General features: G+C 60.8%; 22 protein-coding genes and 6 pseudogenes. 16 read left to right on the top strand and 12 right to left on the bottom strand.

Going from position 1 to position 22495, the window contains the following annotated elements; genetic code table 11:
* Positions 1–84: 84 nt before the first annotated feature.
* Positions 85–1586: pseudogene (locus ACEN42_RS33975) on the top strand (DUF1073 domain-containing protein).
* Between the two features lie 44 nt (positions 1587–1630).
* Complete coding sequence (locus tag ACEN42_RS33970) at positions 1631–2467, top strand: phage minor head protein (protein WP_371883022.1); 837 nt, start codon at positions 1631–1633, stop codon at positions 2465–2467.
* Positions 2468–2522: 55 nt separating this feature from the next.
* Here the strand turns inward: ACEN42_RS33970 and ACEN42_RS33965 are convergent, their stop codons facing one another.
* The 5 genes and pseudogenes from ACEN42_RS33965 to ACEN42_RS33945 all read right to left on the bottom strand — a co-directional run bounded on the left by ACEN42_RS33965 (position 2523) and on the right by ACEN42_RS33945 (position 6537).
* Entirely contained in the window at positions 2523–3233 is a 711-nt protein-coding gene (locus ACEN42_RS33965; protein ID WP_371883021.1) for a hypothetical protein, read from the bottom strand.
* Positions 3234–3594: 361 nt separating this feature from the next.
* A pseudogene (locus tag ACEN42_RS33960) lies at positions 3595–4694 on the bottom strand (NAD(P)/FAD-dependent oxidoreductase).
* An 8-nt stretch (positions 4695–4702) separates the two neighbouring features.
* A pseudogene (locus ACEN42_RS33955) lies at positions 4703–4801 on the bottom strand (electron transfer flavoprotein subunit beta/FixA family protein); the annotation flags it as partial.
* Positions 4802–4879: 78 nt separating this feature from the next.
* Positions 4880–5008: pseudogene (locus ACEN42_RS33950) on the bottom strand (MFS transporter); the annotation flags it as partial.
* Positions 5009–5094: 86 nt separating this feature from the next.
* Positions 5095–6537 (bottom strand): PLP-dependent aminotransferase family protein, encoded by a 1443-nt coding sequence (locus tag ACEN42_RS33945; protein WP_371883020.1) that lies wholly within the window; start codon positions 6535–6537, stop codon positions 5095–5097.
* 162 nt (positions 6538–6699) lie between these two features.
* Between ACEN42_RS33945 and ACEN42_RS33940 the strand changes: the two are divergent.
* The 12 genes and pseudogenes from ACEN42_RS33940 to ACEN42_RS33885 all read left to right on the top strand — a co-directional run.
* Positions 6700–7543, top strand: a pseudogene (locus tag ACEN42_RS33940) (IS5 family transposase); the annotation flags it as partial.
* 530 nt (positions 7544–8073) lie between these two features.
* Positions 8074–9435 carry a lysine 2,3-aminomutase gene (locus ACEN42_RS33935; RefSeq protein WP_371883019.1) on the top strand — a complete coding sequence of 454 codons (1362 nt, stop codon included), beginning with the start codon at positions 8074–8076 and terminating at the stop codon, positions 9433–9435.
* A 4-nt stretch (positions 9436–9439) separates the two neighbouring features.
* Positions 9440–10513, top strand: a complete 1074-nt coding sequence (locus ACEN42_RS33930; RefSeq protein WP_238287678.1) for an Ldh family oxidoreductase — start codon at positions 9440–9442, stop codon at positions 10511–10513.
* Entirely contained in the window at positions 10510–11415 is a 906-nt protein-coding gene (locus ACEN42_RS33925) for a branched-chain amino acid aminotransferase (protein ID WP_238287680.1), read from the top strand. Before ACEN42_RS33930 ends, ACEN42_RS33925 begins: the two co-directional genes overlap by 4 nt.
* Entirely contained in the window at positions 11408–12169 is a 762-nt protein-coding gene (locus tag ACEN42_RS33920) for a TauD/TfdA family dioxygenase (RefSeq protein WP_371883018.1), read from the top strand. Before ACEN42_RS33925 ends, ACEN42_RS33920 begins: the two co-directional genes overlap by 8 nt.
* Before the next feature lie 15 nt (positions 12170–12184).
* Positions 12185–13165 (top strand): diiron oxygenase, encoded by a 981-nt coding sequence (locus ACEN42_RS33915; protein WP_371883017.1) that lies wholly within the window; start codon positions 12185–12187, stop codon positions 13163–13165.
* A gap of 35 nt (positions 13166–13200) precedes the next feature.
* Positions 13201–14046 carry an N-acyl homoserine lactonase family protein gene (locus tag ACEN42_RS33910; protein WP_371883016.1) on the top strand — a complete coding sequence of 282 codons (846 nt, stop codon included), beginning with the start codon at positions 13201–13203 and terminating at the stop codon, positions 14044–14046.
* Between the two features lies 1 nt (position 14047).
* Entirely contained in the window at positions 14048–14554 is a 507-nt protein-coding gene (locus ACEN42_RS33905) for a cupin domain-containing protein (protein ID WP_371883015.1), read from the top strand.
* On the top strand, positions 14551–15810 hold the full coding sequence (locus tag ACEN42_RS33900; protein WP_371883014.1) for an MFS transporter: 1260 nt from the start codon (positions 14551–14553) through the stop codon (positions 15808–15810). Before ACEN42_RS33905 ends, ACEN42_RS33900 begins: the two co-directional genes overlap by 4 nt.
* A gap of 95 nt (positions 15811–15905) precedes the next feature.
* A complete protein-coding gene (gene yfcF, locus ACEN42_RS33895; RefSeq protein WP_371883013.1) occupies positions 15906–16541 on the top strand; it encodes a glutathione transferase in 636 nt (211 codons plus the stop codon).
* Complete coding sequence (locus ACEN42_RS33890) at positions 16493–16786, top strand: hypothetical protein (protein ID WP_371883012.1); 294 nt, start codon at positions 16493–16495, stop codon at positions 16784–16786. Before yfcF ends, ACEN42_RS33890 begins: the two co-directional genes overlap by 49 nt.
* Positions 16710–17709: pseudogene (locus ACEN42_RS33885) on the top strand (aminotransferase). The gene ACEN42_RS33890 and the pseudogene ACEN42_RS33885 overlap by 77 nt, the downstream one beginning before the upstream one ends.
* Positions 17710–17750: 41 nt before the next feature.
* Here ACEN42_RS33885 and ACEN42_RS33880 read toward each other — a convergent pair.
* From ACEN42_RS33880 to ACEN42_RS33860, 5 genes are all read right to left on the bottom strand, one after another.
* On the bottom strand, positions 17751–18131 hold the full coding sequence (locus tag ACEN42_RS33880) for a hypothetical protein (protein ID WP_371883011.1): 381 nt from the start codon (positions 18129–18131) through the stop codon (positions 17751–17753).
* 240 nt (positions 18132–18371) lie between these two features.
* Positions 18372–18662: a hypothetical protein gene (locus tag ACEN42_RS33875; protein WP_371883219.1), complete on the bottom strand. Its 291-nt coding sequence runs from the start codon at positions 18660–18662 to the stop codon at positions 18372–18374.
* Between the two features lie 94 nt (positions 18663–18756).
* Positions 18757–18906 carry a hypothetical protein gene (locus ACEN42_RS33870; RefSeq protein ID WP_371883010.1) on the bottom strand — a complete coding sequence of 50 codons (150 nt, stop codon included), beginning with the start codon at positions 18904–18906 and terminating at the stop codon, positions 18757–18759.
* Between the two features lie 59 nt (positions 18907–18965).
* The gene (locus ACEN42_RS33865) at positions 18966–19190 is read right to left on the bottom strand and encodes a hypothetical protein (RefSeq protein ID WP_371883009.1); all 225 of its coding nucleotides are present in this window, start codon (positions 19188–19190) and stop codon (positions 18966–18968) included.
* Between the two features lie 80 nt (positions 19191–19270).
* Positions 19271–20128, bottom strand: coding sequence for an LPD7 domain-containing protein (locus tag ACEN42_RS33860; protein ID WP_371883218.1), 858 nt, complete (start codon positions 20126–20128; stop codon positions 19271–19273).
* Here ACEN42_RS33860 and ACEN42_RS33855 point away from each other — a divergent pair.
* Positions 20115–20507 carry a hypothetical protein gene (locus tag ACEN42_RS33855; RefSeq protein WP_371883008.1) on the top strand — a complete coding sequence of 131 codons (393 nt, stop codon included), beginning with the start codon at positions 20115–20117 and terminating at the stop codon, positions 20505–20507. The genes ACEN42_RS33860 and ACEN42_RS33855 overlap by 14 nt on opposite strands.
* 32 nt (positions 20508–20539) lie before the next feature.
* The gene (locus ACEN42_RS33850; RefSeq protein WP_371883007.1) at positions 20540–21283 is read left to right on the top strand and encodes a hypothetical protein; all 744 of its coding nucleotides are present in this window, start codon (positions 20540–20542) and stop codon (positions 21281–21283) included.
* 88 nt (positions 21284–21371) lie between these two features.
* On the opposite strand, the gene ACEN42_RS33845 is transcribed toward ACEN42_RS33850, so the two are convergent.
* Both ACEN42_RS33845 and ACEN42_RS33840 read right to left on the bottom strand, forming a co-directional pair.
* On the bottom strand, positions 21372–21875 hold the full coding sequence (locus tag ACEN42_RS33845; protein ID WP_371883006.1) for a hypothetical protein: 504 nt from the start codon (positions 21873–21875) through the stop codon (positions 21372–21374).
* 49 nt (positions 21876–21924) lie between these two features.
* Positions 21925–22284, bottom strand: a complete 360-nt coding sequence (locus ACEN42_RS33840) for a hypothetical protein (protein ID WP_371883005.1) — start codon at positions 22282–22284, stop codon at positions 21925–21927.
* Positions 22285–22495 lie beyond the last annotated feature (211 nt).

Raw genomic sequence — 22495 nt, 5'->3', positions numbered from 1 at the left:
ACATGGGCGTTAATTGGCGCTAGCGAGCCACGTCTGACTTCTGTCTCTGGATGCAGTTGAGCTTGAGTAAGCTCTCGCGCCACAATGTCGTTCTTCAAATTTTGGCGAGGCCGCCCGGAAGAACCACCTCGGCAAATAGAACCACCTGTGCTCGATGGTCGCGACATCCGGGAATCAGCTCTCGGCGTGCTCGGCGCACCGCTGCCGCGGGTTCAGGCGTTCACGCTGCCGCAGGCCGCACCCGGTGTCATCGCCCAAGACGCGAAGCTTGCGTGCGATTCCGCGTGCGATGCGAACTTTCGCTGGGCGCTAAGCGGACTATCGGACGCCTTCAGCGAAGGGCTCGGCTTCCTCGGCTATCCATATCTGGCCGAACTCACGCAGCGCCCTGAGTACCGTCGGCCCGCGGAGATTCTCGCCAAGGAGATGACGCGCAAGTGGATCCGCCTGCACGGTACAGGCGACGACGACAAGAGCGAGAAGATCGCGGCGATCGATGCCGAGATGAAGCGCCTTGGCGCGCAGGCGGCGTTTCGCAAGACGGCCGAACAGGATGGTTTCTTCGGGCGCGCGCAGATCTTCCTCGACACGGGCGATGACCCTCCCGAGGAATTCGTCGCGCCCCTGGCCAACAGCACCGCCAGGATCGGCATCGGCAATCTGAAGGGCTTACGGATCGTCGAGCCGATCTGGACTTATCCGGGCGTGTACAACTCGACCGATCCTTTGCGCGGCGACTTCTACCAGCCGCAGACGTGGTTCGTGATGAACCGTCAGGTCCATGCGAGCCGGCTGCTCACGCTCGTGTCGCGCCCGGTGCCGGACATGCTTAAGCCTACGTATGCGTTCGGCGGCTTGAGCCTGTCGCAGATCGCCAAGCCGTACGTCGACAACTGGCTGAGAACGCGCCAGAGCGTGTCGGACCTGCTGCATTCGTTTTCCACGATGGTGCTCAAGACCAACCTTGCGGCGGTGCTCAACGCCGAAGGCGCGGAGCAGATGCTGCGGCGTGCGGTGCTGTTAAACCAGCGCGCGACAACCGGCACCTGATGATGATCGACCGCGACACGGAGGACTTCGCCAACGTGTCGGCACCGCTGGGCAGCCTAGATCGCCTGCAAGCGCAGTCGCAGGAGCACATGGCGGCAGTGACGGGCATTCCGCTGATCGTGCTGCTGGGCATCACGCCCTCGGGACTGAACGCGACCAGCGAGGGCGAGCTGCGCACTTTCTACGCGTGGATCGAGGCGCAGCAGGAGTGGCTGTTCACCGCGCCGCTCTCGCGCCTGCTGAATGTGATTCAACTGTCACTGTTCGGCGCGATCGATCCGGACATCGGCTTCGGCTACGTGCCGCTGTGGACGCTGTCGGAAGAGAAACTGGCCGACATGCGCGAGGTCGAGTCCGACACCGGCATTGGACTGATCAACGCGGGCGTGATCAGCCCGGAAGAGGCGCGCATGCGGCTGGCGGCCCAGGAGGACGGCCCCTATTCGTCGCTGGATCTCAACGAGGAAGCGCCCGAGCCGCCTTTGGAGCAACTGCGCACGGCGGGTGGCGCAGAGCTGAAATTCCAGCACGCGTGATGAACGCGATCCGAAGTGTGGCTCAGCGACCCACGCGTCGTGCGATGCCCCATTCCAGCGTGGCGCCGACCACGAAGCCGGTGACGCTCGTCGCGGTGCGCCCGAACCAAGGCGTCGAGGCCGCGTATCGGCGGCGGCTGGTGCGCCTGATCGATCTGATGCAGGCGAGCCTCGGGTACTGGCTGCGCGCATGTTACCGGGCGAACGAGCCTGAACTCGCCGGTGACGGGGCCAGCAATGTCGCCCAAGACGCGAGCCCCGCGATGACGCTGCGCCGAACGATTGTGAAGCTGGCGCGACGTTGGCAGCGGCGCTTTGACGAGATTTCACCAACGTTGGCGCAGCAGTTCGCAGGCAGCGCGATGGGCCGGGCCGATGCCGCGTTCCAGTCGTCGCTCAGCCGCGCTGGCTTTGCGGTCGACTTCCGGCTCACGCGCGAGGCCAACGACGCGCTGCAGGCCACCATCGGCGAGAACGTCGGACTGATCCGCTCGATCGCCGCTGAGCACCTGGCCGATGTCGAAGGTGCGGTGATGCGCAGCGTGCAGCCCGGACGGGACCTCGGCGGCCTGACCGATGAGTTGCGGGAGCGGTATGCGTTGACACGCAAGCGCGCCGCGTTCATCGCGCGCGACCAGAACAGCAAGGCGACCGCGACGGTGGTGCGTGTGCGGCAGGAGGGGCTCGGTATCACCGAGGCGATCTGGATGCACAGCCACGGCGGCCGGCACCCGCGTCCTTCGCATCGGGCCGCCGACGGCAAGCGTTACACGATCAATGAGGGTATGCACCTCGACGGCGTGTGGACACGGCCCGGAAGCGAGCCGAACTTCGGGTGCGTGAGTCGGTCGGTGATTCCGGGGCTGGGAAATACCCGTTAGGTGGCGCGAAGCGCGCGGCGTAGTGATTTCGACTAGCTTGATGTCACCAGTGGTCTCATGCCTTGTTGTCAATCACTTGCAGACTATATTCAAGCATCGCAATAGTTCGGTCCATGTTCTGCATAAGGCTCAACGCCCAAAAATTCATGCAATAGAACGCGGGAATCACAAATACAAGTGCGCGAGCGAAGGGAAACTCCGTATGGTCCCACACCGTGGCCGCGACACCAAAGAACGCGGCAAGCGCTGGAAATAGACCGACTTTCTCGAGTGCGCCTGCAAGCATCCCGCCGCGCTTTTCGAAGGCGAGACGCTCATGGGCATAGTGGGCAAGGACGAAGCTCACGACTTCGCGGTCGTGTTGTACCAACTCGTTTACTGACGGTAAATCCAAATGGGAAGCTTCCGAGACGGACGACAGCAGAGGATCAAAGGGGGCCTTGCGCAAACGGTGGAAGAATGGAATTGCACCACCGACGCCAATGAAAGCAATGGCCAACTCAAGCCCTCCAAGAAGAACGCTCGTGACATACAGGGCATCTCGCAAGGCGTCTTTCTGGAATATCCAGCTCATCGCAACCAAGCAAAACAAGGCAACTAGGATAGCAATCGAATGTGTGAGTAAGGTAGACGCTGCGCGTTCGAACCACCGCTCTATTGGGGTTTGTTTTTTCTTTTCGCGTTTTCGCGTAGTGAGCTGTCTAACGATGTTCAGTACGTCGAGAACTTCCTCTTCTCGGATAAGCAAGCGCGCACTTTGGTCCACGATTTGGGGTTCCTGGTTGGATGGAATTGAGCAGGCCCGCATCAGAGTGTTGAAGCGGGAACCGGCTCGCCATTCTACGGTTTGCGGCAGATGGCTCCGTCCAGTGGAAGAGATCGAGTACGACGCCGCAAGACGCTGGAATAGGGTTCTACTCAGGGTTGCACCTAGGGTTATCCACCGAAACTGTGGATAACCGGCTCCGGCGTTGGAGATGAGCCCGAAGTTGGAGATGGAGCTGGTGGTCGAGATTGACTCCATGCCGGCGACACGATGCCGCCTCGCATTCGACCGCGCTTTGGTGCGCACATTCGATCAGGACGGTCGCTTGCACGTGGCGGTCACGCCGATCAGCAAAGCCGACTCAGAGGAGTTTCATGACGCGCGCCGCGATGGCGAGAGACGCGGTCAGACCGGGTGATTCGATGCCGAACAGATTGATGAGGCCGGGCACACCATGCACGGCTGGCCCGTCGATGCGGAAATCGGCCGCCGGCTCGCCCGGTCCTGCGATCTTGGGGCGGACACCGGCATAGCCTGGCTGCAGCGCTCCGTCGTCGAGGTCTGGCCAATACCGGCGCACGGCGGCGTAAAACGCGTCCCCGTCGTGGGGATCGACGGTGTAATCGACCGCATCGATCCATTCGACGTTCGGGCCGAAACGGACCTGACCGCCCAGGTCGAGCGTCAGGTGGACACCCAGTCCTCCAGGCTCCGGCACCGGATAAACAAGATGCGAAAACGGCGCGCGTCCGGTGCAGCTGAAATAGCTACCCTTCGCGAAATAGCGCTGCGGGATACGCTCAACAGTTAGACCAGTGATCGTCCGTGCCACGTCAACGGCATAAAGCCCGGCACTGTTGACGACTGCGTTCGCATGTAACCACGCCGGCTCTCCGTCAGTCACGACTTCGAGTGCAATGCCATTGCTTTCAACCCGTCCCTGGGTGACGCGCGCATGAAATGCGAGCACCGCCCCGGCTTTTTCGGCGTCACCCTGCAAGGCGAGCATCAAGCCATGACTGTCGATGATGCCAGTGGACGGCGACAGCAACGCGGCATGCGCGGCAAGTGCCGGCTCGAGCCGCGCCACGCCGCCCCGGTCGAGCCATTGCAGGTCGTCCACGCCGCAAGCCGCGGCGTTGCGATGAATCGCCTCGAGGTCGGCGAGCTGTGCCTTCTCGGTCGCAACAATGAGCTTGCCGCAGCGGCGATGCTCCACGCGTGCGTCTCGCAAAACGCATACAGCATGCGCCTGCCTTCGAGGCAAAGCCGGGCCTTCGCTGAGCCCGGCGGATAGTAGATGCCGGCGTGAATGACTTCGCTGTTACGCGAACTTGTCCCCGTGCCGATGGCGCGCTCACATTCGAGGATCACGACCTCGCGGCCGGCCTGAGCCAGCGCCCGCGCCACCGCGAGTCCCAGCACACCCGCGCCGATGACGACGCAATCGACCTGTTCCAAAATCACCTCATCTTCACATTCGCCATATCGACACCCGTGCCACCCGGTTTCACACGGGCCTTCACGCTGTAATCGATCAATCTCTTCACTGACACCAGGATGTTCATGCCTACTCGAACGACGAAAGAACTGACGCTGGATATCTGCGATATCACGCCAGCCACGATGTCAACCCCGATCAGGAAAATCCCGCGGCCTTTCGTTTCAGGCAGCAGAAACACGGCGATCAATACCACGAGATACGCACCGTCCGCGAACATGCCGATTGCCGCACCCAAGCCGATCGTTCTGGCGAGATAGCCCACCAGGCCCGGATCTTCCGGCAGCTTGATCGGTTCGTTCTCATTTAGCAATGCCGGACTGCAAGCTGGAAATGTCTGGCCGATCACCCGGCAACGCTTTAAGCCTCGCGAGCAAGCCGCGCCAGCGTCTTGAGCGCAGATTCGATGCGTGCATCGAACGGCGTGCCGTAACTGAGCCGCAGGCAATCGCTGAACTTGTTCGTGTTGGAGAAGATCGAACCCGGACAGATCCGAATGCCTTCGCACAACGCGCTTTCGAACAACGTGTCGGTGTTCAGCTCGCCGGGTAGGCGTACCCACACCAGCAGCCCCGCTTCGGGCCGGGTCACTTCGGTGCCGGCGGGGAAATGCTTGAGTATAGCTTCGACGAACTGCGTGCGCTGCTGCGTCAACAACGCGTTCAACCGTCGCATATGCCGGTGGAATGCACTACCGACCATGAAGTCCGCCACGACCAGCTGCGACATTTCTTCTCGATGGCGCGACACCGCATACATCAGCATTTCGATCTTCTTGTGCCATTTTCCGCCAATTAGCCATCCAACTCGCAAGCCAGGTGAAAGAGATTTATTGAACGAGCTGCAATAGATCACATTGCCGCTCCTATCCCATGCCTTAACGGGCCTCGAATTCGCCGGACTCGGCAAAAACGCGCCATATGTGTCGTCTTCAATTACCGCGATATCATGCTTTTCGCATAGCTCGACCAACTTGGCCTTCATGGCATCCGGCATTACGCTGCCGAGCGGATTTTGCACGGATGGCATGCATACAACCGCCTGAATGCTGCTCATGTGCGCAATCGCAAATTCGAGCGCGTCGACAGATATGCCGGTGTCAGGATGCGTGGGAATCTCGATCGCTTTCAAACCGAGAGATTCGACTACCTGAAGTATCCCGAAATAGGTCGGCGATTCGATTGCGACTACGTCACCCGGTGCGGCGACCGCCCTTAAAGCAAGCGCCAGTGCCTCGCTGCAACCGTGCGTGACCAGAATCGCATCCGAGTCGACGTGCATCCCGCGGCTCACCGAAAAACGCGAGATCGCCTCCTTCAGTTTGCGTACGCCATCCGGTCGCGGGCCGGAATCGTACAAGTTCGACCTCGCGCGAAGGATGCGCAACATCCTGTCGCGCAACGCAGCGCCTGGATACAGAGCGGGCGCGCATACCGCCCCAGCCAGATCGACTTTCAGGGGACGTTGAAGACCCCGGGCGAGCGTGACCGAAATGCGTTCATGCACTCCGACATAGTCCGCCGGATCGATCCGCTGATCGGTTTCGTCCGCGTCCTTTTCCAGCATCCCTCTCACCCGCGATGGTGCTTGCATTGGACCGCGAACGAAATAGCCGACTCGCGGCTTCGCTTCGACATGGCCCAGCTTTTCGAGTACCCGACACGCCTCGACCGCCGTTGATATGGAGACACGATGCAGAGTCATGATATCTCTCAACGAAGGCATTCTCGCCCCTTCCCCAAGAGAGCCACTAGCGATGGCCTTCACATAGTGTTCTGCAATCAACTGATATTTCTTGTTCACGTTCTATATCCAGGGCAATCGCATGAAATGTTAAATCGCCGAAACGCTTTTCAGATAAGGGTTTCAGTAGGCTAAGGAAACACGGATTTATGAGGCTCGGCGCTCATCGCAGAGGTGGCCGAGGGCGATGTAGAAAGAGGTTCACGGAACGGATCCACGACGATGAAGTGGCAGATCGGTTTTGCACAAGCGGAAAGTGCGGGCAAGAAGCGCGTAACAAAACGGCAGCGCTTTCTGGCCGAGATGGAGCAGGTTGTCCCCTAGGCGCGCTTGCTGTCGGCGATCGAGCCGTACTACCCGAAGGGCAAGCGAGCCCGACCGACGATTGGCTTGGAACGTATGCTGCGGATCTATTTTCTGCAGCAGTGATACGGGCTGTTGGACAAAAAGGCTGGAGGATGCGCTTTACGACAGCATTGCAATGCGTGCGTTCGCGGACATCGATCTGGCGGTCGAGGACGTGCCGGACGCAACCACGCTGGTCAAGTTCCGGCGTCTGCTGCTCGAGCATGACCTGACGCGCAAGATGTTCGATGAGATCGGCATTTCGCTGTGCGAACGCGGGTTGCTGATGAAGGAAGGCACGTTGGTCGACGCGACGATCATTGAGGCGTCGCCCTCGACCAAAAATGCCGAAAAGAGCCGTGACCCGGAGATGCACCAGACGACGAAAGGCAACGAATGGCACTTCGGCATGAAGGCGCACATCGGATTCGATGCCGATTCTGGACTGGTTCACAGCGTTGTGGGCACGGCGGCCAACGTATCGGATGTTTCGCAGGCCCGTGCTTTGTTGCACGGACATGAGCAGGAAGCGTTTGGCGATGCCGGCTACGCGGGCGTGGATAAACGGGACGAGATGAAGGGCAGGCCGGTGAAGTGGCGCGTGGCTATCAAGCGCGGAAAGATCAAGGCGATGCGCGAAGGTTCGCTGAAGGATCTGCTGATCCAGGTCGAGCGAATCAAGGCGCAGATCCGCGCGTGGGTCGAGCATCCGTTTCATATATATCAAGAACCTGTCATGTCTCAAAAATAACAAATGCAGTTGGCGCTAACTATACCGGAGCAGTCGTTCAGAATCTGGAACTGCACCTATCGATTTTCCAATTTCTTGTGCCTATCAAACAGAAAGAAAATCTACGACGATGTGAACTCATCTGGCACAAGGGGGTCAAGGCGCGCAAGCCTTCGCAAAGCCTTGCGTGGTATGGCCTTCGTTTCTACGCGAGGTACCACGCTGGACAGCATGAACGCTCGAATTCGCCTGGGACGAAGGCGCGTATTCGTATCAGGCAGCCATGGCCGCCTGATGTCCGCCGACCGGGTATGTAGTGCCCTCCTCGTCTAAAGGTAGTCAAGTCCTGTGCTCGGCGGCACGCTGTTGTTAAACGGCCATCTGGTGGGGTTCAAATACGAGTCGACACAACCGCGTGGTCTATGCAACGACGCACGACAAACCCGGCCAGACTATTCAACGCTGCCAACGGCGGCACTCACAAACGTTAGAGAACCGAACTGTCTATATCTGGAGAAATTTTGGACGCAGAGAAATTCAAAGCCTATAACGCCAAGTCGATTTCTAGTTCTCCGTATTGGTCGCGTGTTCCGCAGGAAGTAAAAGACGCACTCTCATCGGTATCTAAAGTGTTACCGTTCAGAACAAACGAATACGTATTGCGCGAATTGATCGACTGGGACCGTGTACCGGACGATCCGGTGTTCCGTCTGACGTTTCCGCACCCGGACATGCTGCCGCCCGAGGACTACCGTAGGCTGCGCCAACTATTGTCGAGTCCGTCGAGTGAAGCCGCCGCCGCTCAATTTATCGCCATGCTGCGTCACAGGATGAATCCCCATCCGGCCGGGCAGATGACACACAACGTGCCGACGCTCGACGGCCGGCCGCTACCGGGGCTTCAACACAAGTACAAAGAGACCGTGCTGTTCTTCCCGGCAGCCGGTCAGACCTGCCACGCTTACTGCACCTTTTGTTTCCGCTGGCCGCAATTCATCGGCTCGGAAGACATGAAGTTCAATGCGCGCGAGTCGGCCGAGTTGAGCCAGTATCTCGCGCGCCATCCGGAAGTCACCGATGTGCTGATCACCGGCGGCGATCCGATGGTGATGAATGCCGAATCGCTGGCCGGTTATATCGAGCCGCTATTGTCGATCCCTCATCTGCAGAACATCCGGATCGGGACGAAGTCGGTGTCGTACTGGCCGCAGCGCTTCGTTACCGACAAGGACTCCGACGCGGTGCTGAGTCTGTTCGAACGTATCGTCGGTCACGGCAAGAACCTGTCGATCATGGCGCACTACAACCATCCGGCAGAGCTACGCCCCGAAATCGCCCAGCGCGCTGTGAAACGGATCACTGGCACCGGCGCGACGGTGCGGATTCAATCACCGATCGTGCGTCACATCAACGACTCGCCCGAAGCTTGGCAAGAATTGTGGACGACAGGCGTGCGCCTCGGCGCGATTCCATACTACATGTTCGTTGAACGCGACACCGGTCCACAGCGTTATTTTGAACTACCGCTCGTCGAGACCTACGAAATTTTCAAGGCGGCATATCAGGGCGTGTCCGGGCTGTCGCGCACGGTGCGTGGACCGTCTATGAGCACGCTCTACGGCAAGGTGTTGATCGACGGCGTCACGACGATCGCGAGCGAAAAGGTGTTCGTGCTGCAGTTCCTGCAGGCGCGCGATCCAGACTGCGTCCGCAAGCCGTTTTTCGCGAAATTCGACCCGGCCGCAGTGTGGTTCGACGATCTGCAGCCGGCTTTCGGCGATTCCGCGTTCTTTTTTCAGGACAAGGATGAATCGGCGTCGCGGAAACCGATCTATCTGCGCCGCGAAAATCCATCCGAACACCAACTCGTTATTGCGAGCTAACACGATGAAAAAATCAGTCCAAGCGGAACTGCTCTATCAACTCTGCGAGAAAGCCGCGGTCGAACGCGGCCTGAGCGAACAGCACGCGATTTGGTTCGCACAAGGGCTGATCCGCACATCGCTGATGGGGATCGACACGCACGGCGTGCGGCTGCTGCCGCTGTATTTGCGCGAGCTCGACGAAGGTCGCAGCAACACGCGCCCGAAAATACAGACGATCCGGCAGTTTCACGGCACAGCGCTCGTCGACGCGGATTCGGCGCTCGGCGTTGTCGCCGGCACGCATGCCGCTGACCTCGCGAACGAACTCGCACGTGAGTACGGCGTCAGTGTGGTCGCCGTCGCAAATTCGAATCACTTCGGTGCGGCCTCTGTGTACGGCGAGCGAATCGCGTCGCAAGGGTTGGTCGGCATCGTAACGACGAGCGCCGCCGCGCGGATGGCGCCATTCAACGCGAAGCGCGCGATGTTCGGCACCAACCCGATCTGCTTCGCCGCGCCGGCACGCGGCACTGACCTGTACCTCCTCGACATGGCGACAAGCCAGATCTCGTACTCGCAAGTCAAGCACTTCCGCCGCAACGGGGTCGAACTACCGTCCGGCTGGGCGCTTGACCGCGACGGCCGGCAGGTCAGCGACCCCGCGCTCGTCGAATCGCTCGCGACGCTCGGCGGCTACAAGGGCCAGGGCCTCGCGATGATGGTGCAAATCCTCAGTTGCCTGCTGACGTCGATGCCGTTCGATTACCAGCTGTCGCATCTGGATGCCGAACCGTACGACCGCAGTCGCCAGATCGGCCATTGCCTGATCGCGATCGATCCGGCGCGCTTCGGCTCGCTCGACGATTTCACCGCCGGCGTATCCGAGCTCATGCAGACGATCCGCGAGACGCCCGCCGTCGACGGCGAGTGCGTGCAGGTCGCCGGCGATCCGCAGAAGGCGTCGATCGCCCGCCGCACTCAGGAAGGCATTCCACTGAACGACGACGAACTGCGCGGCCTGTCCCAGGAAGCACAGCGTCTTGGCCTCACACACATTTTTCCGCGCGACGAAGCGCTGCATATGGAGTTCGCATGACAGGCACCCCAACCGTTCCGTTCGACCAACGCAAGGGACATATCTGGCTCGACGGCGAGTTCGTCGAATGGAAGAGCGCGAAGATCCACGTACTCACACACGGGCTGCACTACGCGAGCTGCGTGTATGAAGGCGAGCGCGTCTATTCTGGCAACGTGTTCCGGCTACGCAAGCACACTGACCGCTTGTATCGCTCTGCGCAGATTCTCGACTTCGATATGCCGTATTCGAAGGAAGAACTCGAATCGGCGACAGCCAAGCTGATCGAACTGAACGGCATTGTCGACGGCTACGTGCGGCCGGTCGCATGGCGCGGTTCCGAACAGATCTCGACCTCGGCGCGTGCGAGCCGCATCCATGTCGCGCTCGCGTGCTGGAGCTGGCCGAGCTACTTCGATCCGGCAGCGAAGAAGCGCGGTATCACACTCGAAACCGCGACGTGGCGCCGCCCGCCTCCTTCATCGAGCCCTTATCAGGCGAAAGCGTCGAGCCATTACATGATCGCGACGCTGTCCAAGCACCACGCGGAAGCGAACGGCTATCAGGATGCGCTGATGCTCGACTGGCGTGGCTGGATCGCCGAAGCGACAAGCGCGAACGTTTTCTTCGTGCGCGATGGCGAACTGCATACGCCGACGCCCGACTGCTTCCTCGACGGCATCACACGGCAGACGGTAATCGAACTCGCCCGCGGACAGAACATTAAGGTGATCGAACGTACGATCCTGCCTGACGAGTTGGACTCGTTCAGCGAGTGCTTCGTGACCGGCACCGCCGCCGAGGTGTGCCCGGTAAGCCGTATTGACCAGCACGCGTTCACGCCGTCGGCGATCACGTTCGATCTGATGACCGCGTATTCGGGCGTCGTGCGCAATCTTCAGGGAGCCTCAGTCCATGAGTAACGCGATTGCTTTCGATATGACTGACACCGCCTCGCCGTTTGACGCAGCCTGCGACGAACTGGACAGGCAAGGGTGGACCGTGCTGCCGCCGCAGGCTCTCGACAACGGTGTGCGGGCCACACTCGCACGGTTCGGCTCGATCGTGCCGCAATACAACGGCGAGGACACCTGGGAGGTAAAGGTGAAACCCGGATTCGAGAAGGTACCGTACTCGCAGAGCCGGAACGGCATCGGTCCGCACACCGAAGTGCCGGTCGGTTCTCCGCCGCCGCGTTACCTTGCGCTGCACTGCCACCGTCAGGCACGCTGTGGACAGGGCCATACGCGTCTCGCGGACGGAGTAGCGTTCTGCCAATCGCTCGACGCGGAGTTGCAGCGATATATCCATGAGGTACCCGTGCAGTTCGCCGCCACGCTGGCGCCCGGCGCCACGTCTCGGCAGACGCTGTCCGTGCCGATCCTGAGCGGCGAGAACGGCCGATCGATCTTCCGCTTCAGCTACAACCAGTTCCTTTACGGTGACGTGAATCCGTCGGAGGCTGCGTTGAACAACGCATCGGGGCAGTTCGACCCGAACGATCCGCTCGCGCGTCTCGCGACGCTCGCGGCCGCCTATTTCGAATCAGACGCCACGCCCGTGCTGATACCGGACGGCCATCTGCTGGTTTGGGACAACCACCGCCTGATTCACTCGCGGAGCACGTTTTCGGACCCCGCACGCCATCTGACACGCTACTGGGTGCAAACAAGCTAATTGAAGGACCATGCAATGACGAATGCAAACAAGGCACTGATCGCGCAACTGAACAACGCCTGGCCCCGCCGCGCAACTGTCTGCGACATGGAGAAATTCCGCGTGGACGGTGAGTTCGACGCGGGCAGGCCGGACTATCCGGTCGCGCTCGTGCCGTTCTTCACGCACGAAGGCGTCCAGCGGCTCGACGATCCCGTGAAGCAGGACATTCTCACGTGGGGCTGGATCGGCTATAACCGCCGCACGGTCGCAGCCGAAGACCATGTGGTGAATCCGGCGCTGAACTATCTGGCAAGCGACATCCTGCCCGGCGACGACTGGATCTTTACCGAATCGATCCGGCAGACGCTGATCGATGAGCACTATCACACGCTGATGCACCTGAACGCGATCCAGCGTACGCGACGCCAGCGGCAGATCGACACCGACATGGACCTGCCCATGTCGGTCACCTACCGCGAACTCGAGAAGCTGAAGCAGCAACTGGTCGAACCTTGGGAAAAGCAGCTCGCGGCGGTCGCGTTCGCGACGGTCGCGGAGATCAGCGTCAACGCGTTCCTCGATATCCTCGCCGACGACCAGACGATCCAGCCACAGAATCGCAGCGTCGCGCAGTTGCACAACCGCGACGAGTACGCGCACAGCAAGACGCTCGGTGAGATCGGCAAGGTCGTATTCAATCGTCTTACGCCGAGTCAGAAGACTTTCTTCATCGCTACGCTGCCGGTCGCGCTGCGCGCGTTCGTCGCGCAGGACTTCTCGATGTGGGAAGCGATCCTGCGACAACTGAATGTGCCCAACGCGGCCAACATCATTCGAGACTGCCAGCAACCCGGCAAGGAAAGCGCGCTGACCCGCGATTACAGCGGGTTGCACCGGCTCGCGGACGAGCTCGGCATTCTCGGCGAACTGGACTTCGATTTTGGCAACGGCACTACGAGCACGGGCCGTGCGACGACCGCCGCAAACACCGTAGCCACGCAGCACGCGCATTGACACCAGCATCGCCCAATCTCTTTCGGAATCCATACATGACCGACTTGGCAACGCCGCTGTACGAGGTGTACGCGCTTCGTATCGGCAGCAACGCGCAGCGCACCGCACGCGAAAATTTCTTCTTCGACGCATGCTGCGAGCCGCCCGACGCATCGATGCCGCTCGACTACTTCTTTTGGGTGATCCGCGACGGTACGCGCACGATCGTCGTCGACACCGCGTTTCCGGTGTCGACCGGCGTGCGCAGAGAACGGCAGATGGTCCGCTCGACCGCCGACGCGTTGGTTGGGCTGAATATCGATCCGGCGAAGGTGACCGACGTGATCATCACTCATCTGCACTGGGACCACGCGGGTAACCTCGACCTGTTTCCGAATGCGCGCGTCCACTTGCAGGGTGCCGAACTGCGCTTCTGCACCGGCGCGGATATGCAGCATAAGCAACTGCGCAAGATCTACGAGCGCGACGACGTGATGCAGGCCGTCGCCATCCTGTACGACGGCCGACTCGCCGTGCACGAAGGCACGACGACGTTCGCGCCTGGCATCGAGATGTGCCTCGTCGGCGGCCATACCCCGGGCAGCCAGGTGGTTCGCGTCGCGACGCGACGCGGCAACCTGGTGCTCGCCGCCGATGCCGCGCATTTGTGGGCAAACGTGCGCGGACGGCGCCCATTCCCAATCTTGCACGACCTCGCGAAGATGCTCGACGCGTTCGAAACGATAGACGCGCTCGCCGACGGTCCCGACCACGTGATCCCTGGTCACGATCCGCTCGTCGCGACAGCGTTTCCGCGCTTCGGCAGCGACCCGAACACGTTCTGCCTGCACGAGGATCCTCTTCCCGGTGGCCGGGCGCGATCGGCGCAGAGGGACAACTGACATGACCAACACCGTCATCCGCGGCCAACTGTTCGATTACAGTCGGTACCGCGGCCATTTCGCCGCCGTTTCGCAGGGCGCGGTCGCGTGGTCGTGGCCGGACATCGCTGCCGAACTCTCCTCGACACAGCACGGAGAGCGGGGCACGTTCACGCTGTCAACAGACGGCGCGGCGGCCGGCTGCGAGATCTTGCCCGGCATGGCCGTCAACGTTCAGGTCGTGCAGGCCGGAGCATCGACGCAACCGCATGCGCATGCATGGTGGCATCTGTTCGTCGTGCAGTCCGGCAGCGGTACGGCGTACCTCGGTGCTGACCGCGATCCGGTGCGGCTCGCAGCGCGCGACCTGCTGCTCGTGCCTGCGTGGTGCGAGCACGGATTTCACTGCGATCCGAACGATACGCTGATCCTGTTCAGCGCCAGCAACCTGCCGCAGCAAACCGGGCTCGGTAACCAGATTGCCAGCGAAGCCGTAGGCGAACCGTCGGAAACAGGACATCATTCATGAGCGTCACTAACCATCCGCCTGTCGATCTGCCGCCGGACTGCAGCGACAGGTACCGCTGGATCGTGCTTGGAGTCGCCGCGCTCGCGCAGACGGCGGCGTCGATTACCGCGCAAGGCATCTACACGCTGATTCCGTCCCTCCAGAACGCGTTTCACCTGTCCGAAGCAACCGCAGCTCTGGCGGTCTCTGCGCTGAACGGTGGCCAGGTTGTGACGATGCTGATGCTGGGCTGGCTGATCGATCGCTTCGGAGAGCGTTATGTCGTCGCATTCACGATGGTACTGATGGGCGCCGCGGCACTCGCCGGATCGGTCGTATCGACTAGCTTCTCGGTATTGCTGCTGTTCTTCGTCCTGGTCGGTACCTCGTATGCGTCGGTGCAGCCGGGCGGCACGCGGGCAATCGTCCGCTGGTTTCCGCCGCACGAACGCGGTATGGCGACCGGCGTGCGACAGGCTGGCCTGCCGCTCGGCACCGCGGTTGCCGCGATGGCGCTGCCGCTGATCGCGGCAACGTACAGTTGGAGCGCCGCGCTTGCGGTGCAGGGCGCGGTCGGCATCGCCGGTGGCATCCTGTTCGGCCTAATGCATCGTGATGAACGGGGCATGCAGGGCGGCTTGCCCGCCGCTGCGCCGCCGAATCTCGTGAAGGCCGTCAAGCTCGTTGCCGGCTATTCGGCACTGTGGCCGGTGATGCTGGCCGGCGCGGTGATGGTCACGTTCCAGTACACGTTCGCGACGCATGCAATTCCGTTCGTCGCCGCGCGTTTCCACTACTCGGTCGTCGCCGCCGCACTGCTATTCTCAGTATCGCAATGGCTCGGTATTCTGGGACGCGTCGGTCTCGCGTGGACCAGCGACCGTTTTTGGCCGAATCGCCGAGTGCGCTCGCTTGGTTTCAGCATGGCCATTTGCATCGCTGCGACCATGTCGCTGCTGGTGCTACCGACCAGCACGACAAACGTCGCACTGACCGCGATCTTCTGCGTGATCGGGCTATTCGGCGTCGGCTGGTATCCGCTGTATCTGTTGCAGATCGCGGAGATGGCGCCGAAGTCGGCGGTCGCTTCCACGATTAGCTTCTCGATGACGATCAACATGATCTCGATCTGCATCATGCCGCCGCTCTTTGGCGTAATCGTTGACCACTTCGGCTACGGTCCTGCGTGGATCGTGCTTGCGCTGCTGGTCGTAGCCGGTATCGCGGTGCTGTGGAAAGGCGCGGCACATGCGGAACGCGCTCGCGCGAACAGCTGAACCTCAACGAAGCATGGGCGTTCCGCCAGCTGGGGACGGCCCGCGCTTCGTCGTACATGAGTACTTCTATTCCAACCGCTTTTAAGGAAACGGAAATGAGCCTGAATCCGATCTATCTGTACGTCGGCGCCGATTACGTCAGCGCGTTCGCAATGTCCGCTTTCGTCGCACTGAAAGAGAAAGGCCTCCGCTTCGAACTGCGCACCATCGATCTGAAGAACAAGGAGCAGCATAGCTCCGCGTATCGCGAGATCTCGATAACACGCCGCGTACCAACGCTGCTGCACGGCGACTTCGCGTTGTCCGAGTCGTCGGCGATCGCCGAGTATCTGGACGAAGTCTATCCCGCGCCGAAGCATGCAACTGTCCTGCCGGCGGACCGTGAGACGCGTGCGCTAGCGCGCCAGCTTCAGGCATGGATCCGTAGCGATTTCATGCCGCTAAAAAGTGAGCGCCAGGCCGACCGGATCTATTTTCCGGAGCCGGTCAAACCATTGTCGGAGCCGGCCCAACTGGCGTGCGACAAGCTCCTCGCGGCGGCGGACCAATTGATCCGCGACGATCGCTATGGCGTGTTCGGCGACTGGTGCATCGCAGATACCGATTTCGCGCTGATGCTGAACCGACTCGTGGCGTGCGGCGACCCGGTGCCACCGAAGATCGTCCGCTACGTCGAGCGTCAATGGTCGCGGTCGAGCGTACAGCAGTGGTTCAATCAAGTGCGAAGCTGAGAAACGAGCTGGATAGCAATGACGGAGACAGCATGACTAACGGATATGACGAATTTCGGAAGCAGAAACATCACATCGACATGTCTCGCGGCAAGCCTTCGCCCGAGCAACTGTCGTTGTCGGCGGGAATGTTGAGCGTCCTGTCCGCCGGCGATTTTCGTGCCGCAGATGGAACTGATTGCCGCAACTACGGAGTTCTGCAGGGTCTTCCCGAGGCACGGACGCTGGGCGCAGATTTTACTTGATCTCGCCACGCAGCAGGTTCTTGCCTGCGGCAATTCGAGCTTAGAACTCATGTACGACTTCCTTGCAGCGGGGATGCTGTTCGGCATGCCGGGCTATAGGTCGTGGAAAGAGGCGCAGTCGGTTTCCGTGATCTGCCCTGTTCCCGGTTACGATCGCCACTTCGCGATTTGCGAAGCATTAGGCATCCGAATGATCAACGTCCCGTTGAAGGCAGACGGCCCCGACATGGATCGGGTTGAAGCCATTGTCGAACGCGATGCGAGCGTCAAGGGTATCCGGTGCGTACCACTCTACAGACATCCGAGTGGTGCAGTATATTCCGACGACTTCGTGCGACGTCCCTCGTCGATGCGCACCGCCGCGCAGGATTTCAGGCTGCTGTGGGACGACGCATATCGGCTTCACCATCTGACCAACGAGAAACTTTCCACGTGCAATGTCGTTCGTGCGTGCGGTGAGGCTGGCAATGAAGACCGGGCGGTGGTTTTCGCGTCGTTATCGAAGGTAACGTTTGCGGGTGCGGGCGTCGCGTTTTTCGCATCGTTTCCTGCGTGATCGGCAGGGCGTCGAACAATTGATGGACCGCCACCGCGAAAGTCTCGCGCCAAAATTCGACTTGGTGAAGACGATTTTTCGCGACGCGTTTCGCGGCCGCGGCGACGTGAACTGGACGAACCCGAAAGGCGGCTACTTCATCGACCTGTCAATGCCGGCCGGTTTCGCGGCGCGGGCCGTGGCACTCGCGGCCGAAGCGGGAATCACGCTGACCGCAGCAGGCGCCGCGTTTCCAAACGGGAAGGACCCGCACGATCGCCATATCCGCATCGCACCGAGTTATCCAAGTCTCACGGAGCTCGAAACGGCGACGACAGGTATTGCGCTGTCGGTGCTTCATGCGATCGACACAGGGTCTCCGAGGTAACCTGTAATGCTCGCTGGAGCGCCGATGCGTGTCGACGATTCTCAGCGGGCTTTTCGCAGGACCGCGCTCGCGCGGTTCAGAAGCGTGCGACGTGCGAACCACGTGCGCAACCGCACGGCAACAGGCACGGTGCTTGGGACCTGAATATGGACCGACGCGACAGCGGAAGATGCGCCAGACACTGTCGCATAGCACGAATGCTCTATCACGTATGAGTCGCCTTCGTGGAGTTTCAACCTGTTGACTGGCGCCGCTTCGCCGAGCCAGTCCAACGTCGGGTCGCGAAACACAAGCTGCACCACCCCTTCCACCGCTGTAACGCGTGCGTTGCGGGGCAACGAAACGGCAAGCGTTTGGTTGGTGTGTAGGCTTACGGTCGATGACGTCGAACCCCAATGCGAGTCTGGATCGTACTTGTTCATGCTCCCTCCCTAGTGGCGGGAGTTACGCCCCCGTTCAGAGCAGGGTAGCCTCAGCGCGCGTACAAAGACAGCAACAAAGAAGCCCGATTTCTTCCGATACAGATGGCAGCGAACACTGCGCCCGTCACTGTTAGCCCGAGCCATTTCGCTCGAAAGCGATCTCACGCTCGTGACGATGCGCCGCGGTAGCGAGAATTCCGACGTGATGAGTCGAACATAGTCGTATCCTGAATGCTAAAGTCAGCCGACCTTGCGTACCATCATCGTGCGCTGTGCGAGGAGTTGGCGCATCTGCGCGAGGTGCTGGTCGGCGACCGCGTGATTCCCTTCGACGCGCAGCGATCTTTGCGACGTCGGTGGCCACACACCGAGGTATCGGCAGACGGCCGACACGTAGGGCTGTGACCAAGTTCGGACGGATGTCTCACGTTGCGCGATCAGTCGGCACGCGGCCTCTGCCACGCGCGTGTCGCCGACATGTGTGCGCAGCCAGACGAGAGTTTGCCGATCGTCGTCGTTGAGAATCCGGATCTTTTCTGATGTAAATCCGTCAGCCCGGGGGCCCGACGGCGGACACCGGCGTAGCCGGTAACGGACGGAGGTTGCGCACTTTGCCCGCACCGGCTCAGACGCGCCCCATGTTCACTTCGCGATCGCCCTTGAGATCACGCAGCGCAATGGCGGCCCGGTTCAGATCGTCGCGCAGCTGCTCGGCGTACTTCATCCCTGGCCGGTGCCAGGCCGGATTATTCGAGTCGCCCGTCATCACCACCACCGCGCCGATTCCGCACCGACGTGACATCCTGCATCCGGAACAGCTCGACACGCGGCGGTTCAGGGTGCCTTGCCCGCACTAATGCGCTCGGTGTCGATGATGATCTCGGTGAAGGCCGTTTGCAGATATACCAGAAGCACGTTGAGACCGCCGACGAACATAAGCACGAGTGCGAACCAGGGAATCGGCCCGTGGTTCAGTGCGAACACGTAGCCGGCGACGATCAGCACGGCCACGACAAAGCACTTGATGAACGCCGGCAGGTTCACGACCTGTGGCCACATGTATGCCGCTGAAAATGACTTCCCGGGCGATCTCCGCCCGGGCAACGAGGCCATCCCGCGCCATGGTTTGTTTTTCCTCCCTATCGGTCGACGTCAGGCGCGCGCAGTATATCGCGCAGCCGTTCACGCTCCTGCGCCTGGCGTTCGCGATCCGTCTCGCTCTGCGCCGCGCGGCGGTCGGCCGCTTCGGCATCGAGCTCCGCGCGCGGGATCTGCCGGATGCGCTCGAGCTCCGGATCGGCAAACTCGACTTGCATCCGGGTTTCGGCTGCGACCCGCTCGGCGGCCGCCTGAAACACTTCCGGACCGGTAAGCGCCAGAGACGGGCCGAATTTTTGCTGCGCGAACCGCAGCGCGATTTCCAGCGCTTCACGCTCCTGGTTCCAGAGGCGCAGCGTTCGCCCCTCGTCGACGAACAGCGCGGCACCGTCCTTGCGGTAATCCACGTTGCCATTGGCGAGCACTTCATGGGTGATCGACGGTCCGCGATAGATGATCTCGTTTGGCTCGCCGGTGCGCGCAGAGCGGAAGGTAACCGCATCAGTCTCGTCCGCGGCCCGCGCAAGTTCCGACCGGAGTCGGTGCATCCGCCGGAGCTCGCGCAATGCCCGCGTGTCCCCTGCCTGCGTGTGTTCCCGCAGGAAGTCGCGATACTGGTCCGTCAACGCTCGCCGTGCTGCGTCCTTCAATGCATCCCGCTCGCGGATAACCTGTTCCCGCAACATCGCCTCGCCCTCAAGGCGCTCGACACGGGCAGCTGAGAGCGCGTCCTTGCGCTGCGCCGGCGACAGATCGGTCCGGTCGGCGATCGCGCTGCGTTTCCCATAGAACGCTGACTTGATGGCCGTCCGCCGCTCCTTCTCGTGCAGTCCCTGCGCGCTCCATTCGCGGCGCAATGCATCGCGGTACACGAACAATCTGAGTTTGGCGGTCTTCATCAAGTACCGGAACTTCAAGATGCTGTTTCCCGGTGATCTTGAGAAGGCGGGTTGGCGCACGCTGTTGCGGCAACCGGCCTTCCGCGCCGAATTGAGCGGGACCGATGTTCTCGTAGCATCGCACCATGGGTGGGAGAACGGCTTCTGTGAAGATATCTTCGCGTATTTCACGCCGAGCTGCGTCGTGATCTCGGACAAGGCCAAGATGCACGCCACGCAAGAGACGGTGCCCGACTATCGCGCCGTCGTTCGCGCTCAGGGCGTGCACGTGCGCACGACCATGAAAGACAGGCATGTCCTGACCACCCGCCGCGACGGCTGGATTCAGTTCACCGTCGACGACGACAACTTCTATATTGATACCGAGTTCCAGGGATGAGAAACGCGCAACGATCGTTGAAGGCCGGAAACATGACTTGGCTGGTGGCGCTTGCCTTGCTCGATATCGGGCTGCTGCTGGTCTTCGCGTTTCCGGCGGTTGTCGGCGCGGCGCCGTTGACACAGTTGATGGCCGCGCGGGCGGCGCTGATGATGGTATTGCCGGTCGCCGTCCTGCTGCTGTCGGGGCTGGTTCCTTCCAACGTCAAAGCGATGTTGGTCTACTGGAAACGCAGAAACGCTCATCCGGGCCATGTAGCCTTTTCGAGATATGGCCCGGCCGACCCGCGCGTCGACATGGCGGCGTTGCGAAAGAATGTGGGGGCATTGCCGGAGGAACCGGGGCGAGCAGAACGCGTTCTGGTACAAGCTCTACCGGCGCGTCGAAGCGGAGACTTCAGTGGTGGACGCGCACAAGATGTTTCAGCTGTGGCGCGACGCGTCGGCACTCTCGCTGCCCCTTGTTATTGCCGTGCCGCTTCTGCTTCGGTGAGACGGGGCGAGTGGGAAGGCGGCCGGGATCGCCTGTGCGATCTTTGCCGGACAGTATCTCCTGACAGCGCTCGCTGCACAACACGCCGGCACGCGGTTTGTGTGCAACGTGCTCGCTATTCAGTCGACCAAGCGCATCACGACATGTACGAAGGCCACTTCGCGAGCCACGTAGAATATGTAATCTGTATTGGGGGTGCGGTAGCGATCGGGTATCGATCTATTCTGCTATTTCTGACGTTGGAAGCGATTGGCGCCTGCGGCGGAAAGTTCAAAGTTAAATGAACCGTACTGCTGATAGTTCAAAGTTAGATGAACCACGAGTTCAGAGTTACGTGAGCAACCTTTTCGCAAAGAGAGAAGACGACGCACATCACGGTTCAGCGTTAGGTGAAGTCGACATCACACTCCACTTCGGTCGGACGCCGGTGGTAGCCGCGCCAGCAGCATTTTGACGACGCGCCTTCGCAGGTTCTGGATCGCCGGAGAAGGACGAGGGAACGCTGGGTGCCGTCTTCTGAACGAACGCCTCTACCACGGCGTCGTCAGGCGGACTGGTAGCCAAGATACGACCAATTAAATGCTCAGGAGCAGCGACCTCCCGCTTCAATTTCTGCCACTCTTCCTTGAGGATTACCTTGGCGTATATTTGGGCGCGCTGCAACTGCTGATCAATGTTGTTGTAGGAGGTCTGGTTCGCGTATTCGTGGTTGTTGGCGTTGATGGCGATAACGCGCAGCGTGGCCCGAACCCTATATAGCCCTTCGACAAGTCCCCGATGGCTCACTTCCTCACCGTTCAACCGCAGCATGATGCGCGTTAGGAGCTGGGCGTGCAGACTGTCACGCTCGGCAATGTCTTCTGCAAATTTGCGCACTTCTTCGTTGTAGACTTCCAGCTCGCGAGGCGCACTAGGTGGCCCATATTCATCCCACCTGTTCCCAAGTCTGCTGAATACGCGCTTCCAGCCCTCTAACATCTCGAATCTCGACCGTCAACGCAGAGTAGAGCGATACGTCGTCTCGAAGGTCGTTTATCCAAGCTTGGCGCTTGTCAGCGATGAATGTAGCTGCTGTGCGTGCTGTCGATGTGCGCCGCACGTCGAGAGAAGCGGCAGCTTGCTTGAACTGATTGGCCGCTTGCTCGATAACTTGGCTGCGGCTCTTGCGAGCGAGATAGATGTTGCCCGCGATGCTGCAAAGGGCTGTAGCAACCGAACCGATGATTGCCCAGCCCGCCGTATGGAGGCTGCTCATGGAGTTGATGGTGGGTTTGAACGCGCTCACTATAGCTTGGGTCGCCGCGGGAATCTTCCCCACCTGGCTTTAACGGCGCCTCCTGAATAGCCTTGCCTGCGCTACCTGATGTTTTGCAACGCCAGTGCGTAACTGTCAAGAACTTCACGCATACGCGCCTCATCGCACAGGCAGCCGAGGACCACACCGACTAGAGCACCGGGCCGCAGGCGCAGCGTTGACGCGTGCGTTTCAAGCATGA

This window comes from Caballeronia sp. S22, from assembly GCF_964261745.1.
Classification (GTDB): Bacteria; Pseudomonadota; Gammaproteobacteria; order Burkholderiales; family Burkholderiaceae; genus Caballeronia; species Caballeronia jiangsuensis.
The sequence above is the reverse complement of the archived record's forward strand: the minus strand, read 5'-3'. Positions and strand labels throughout refer to the sequence as shown.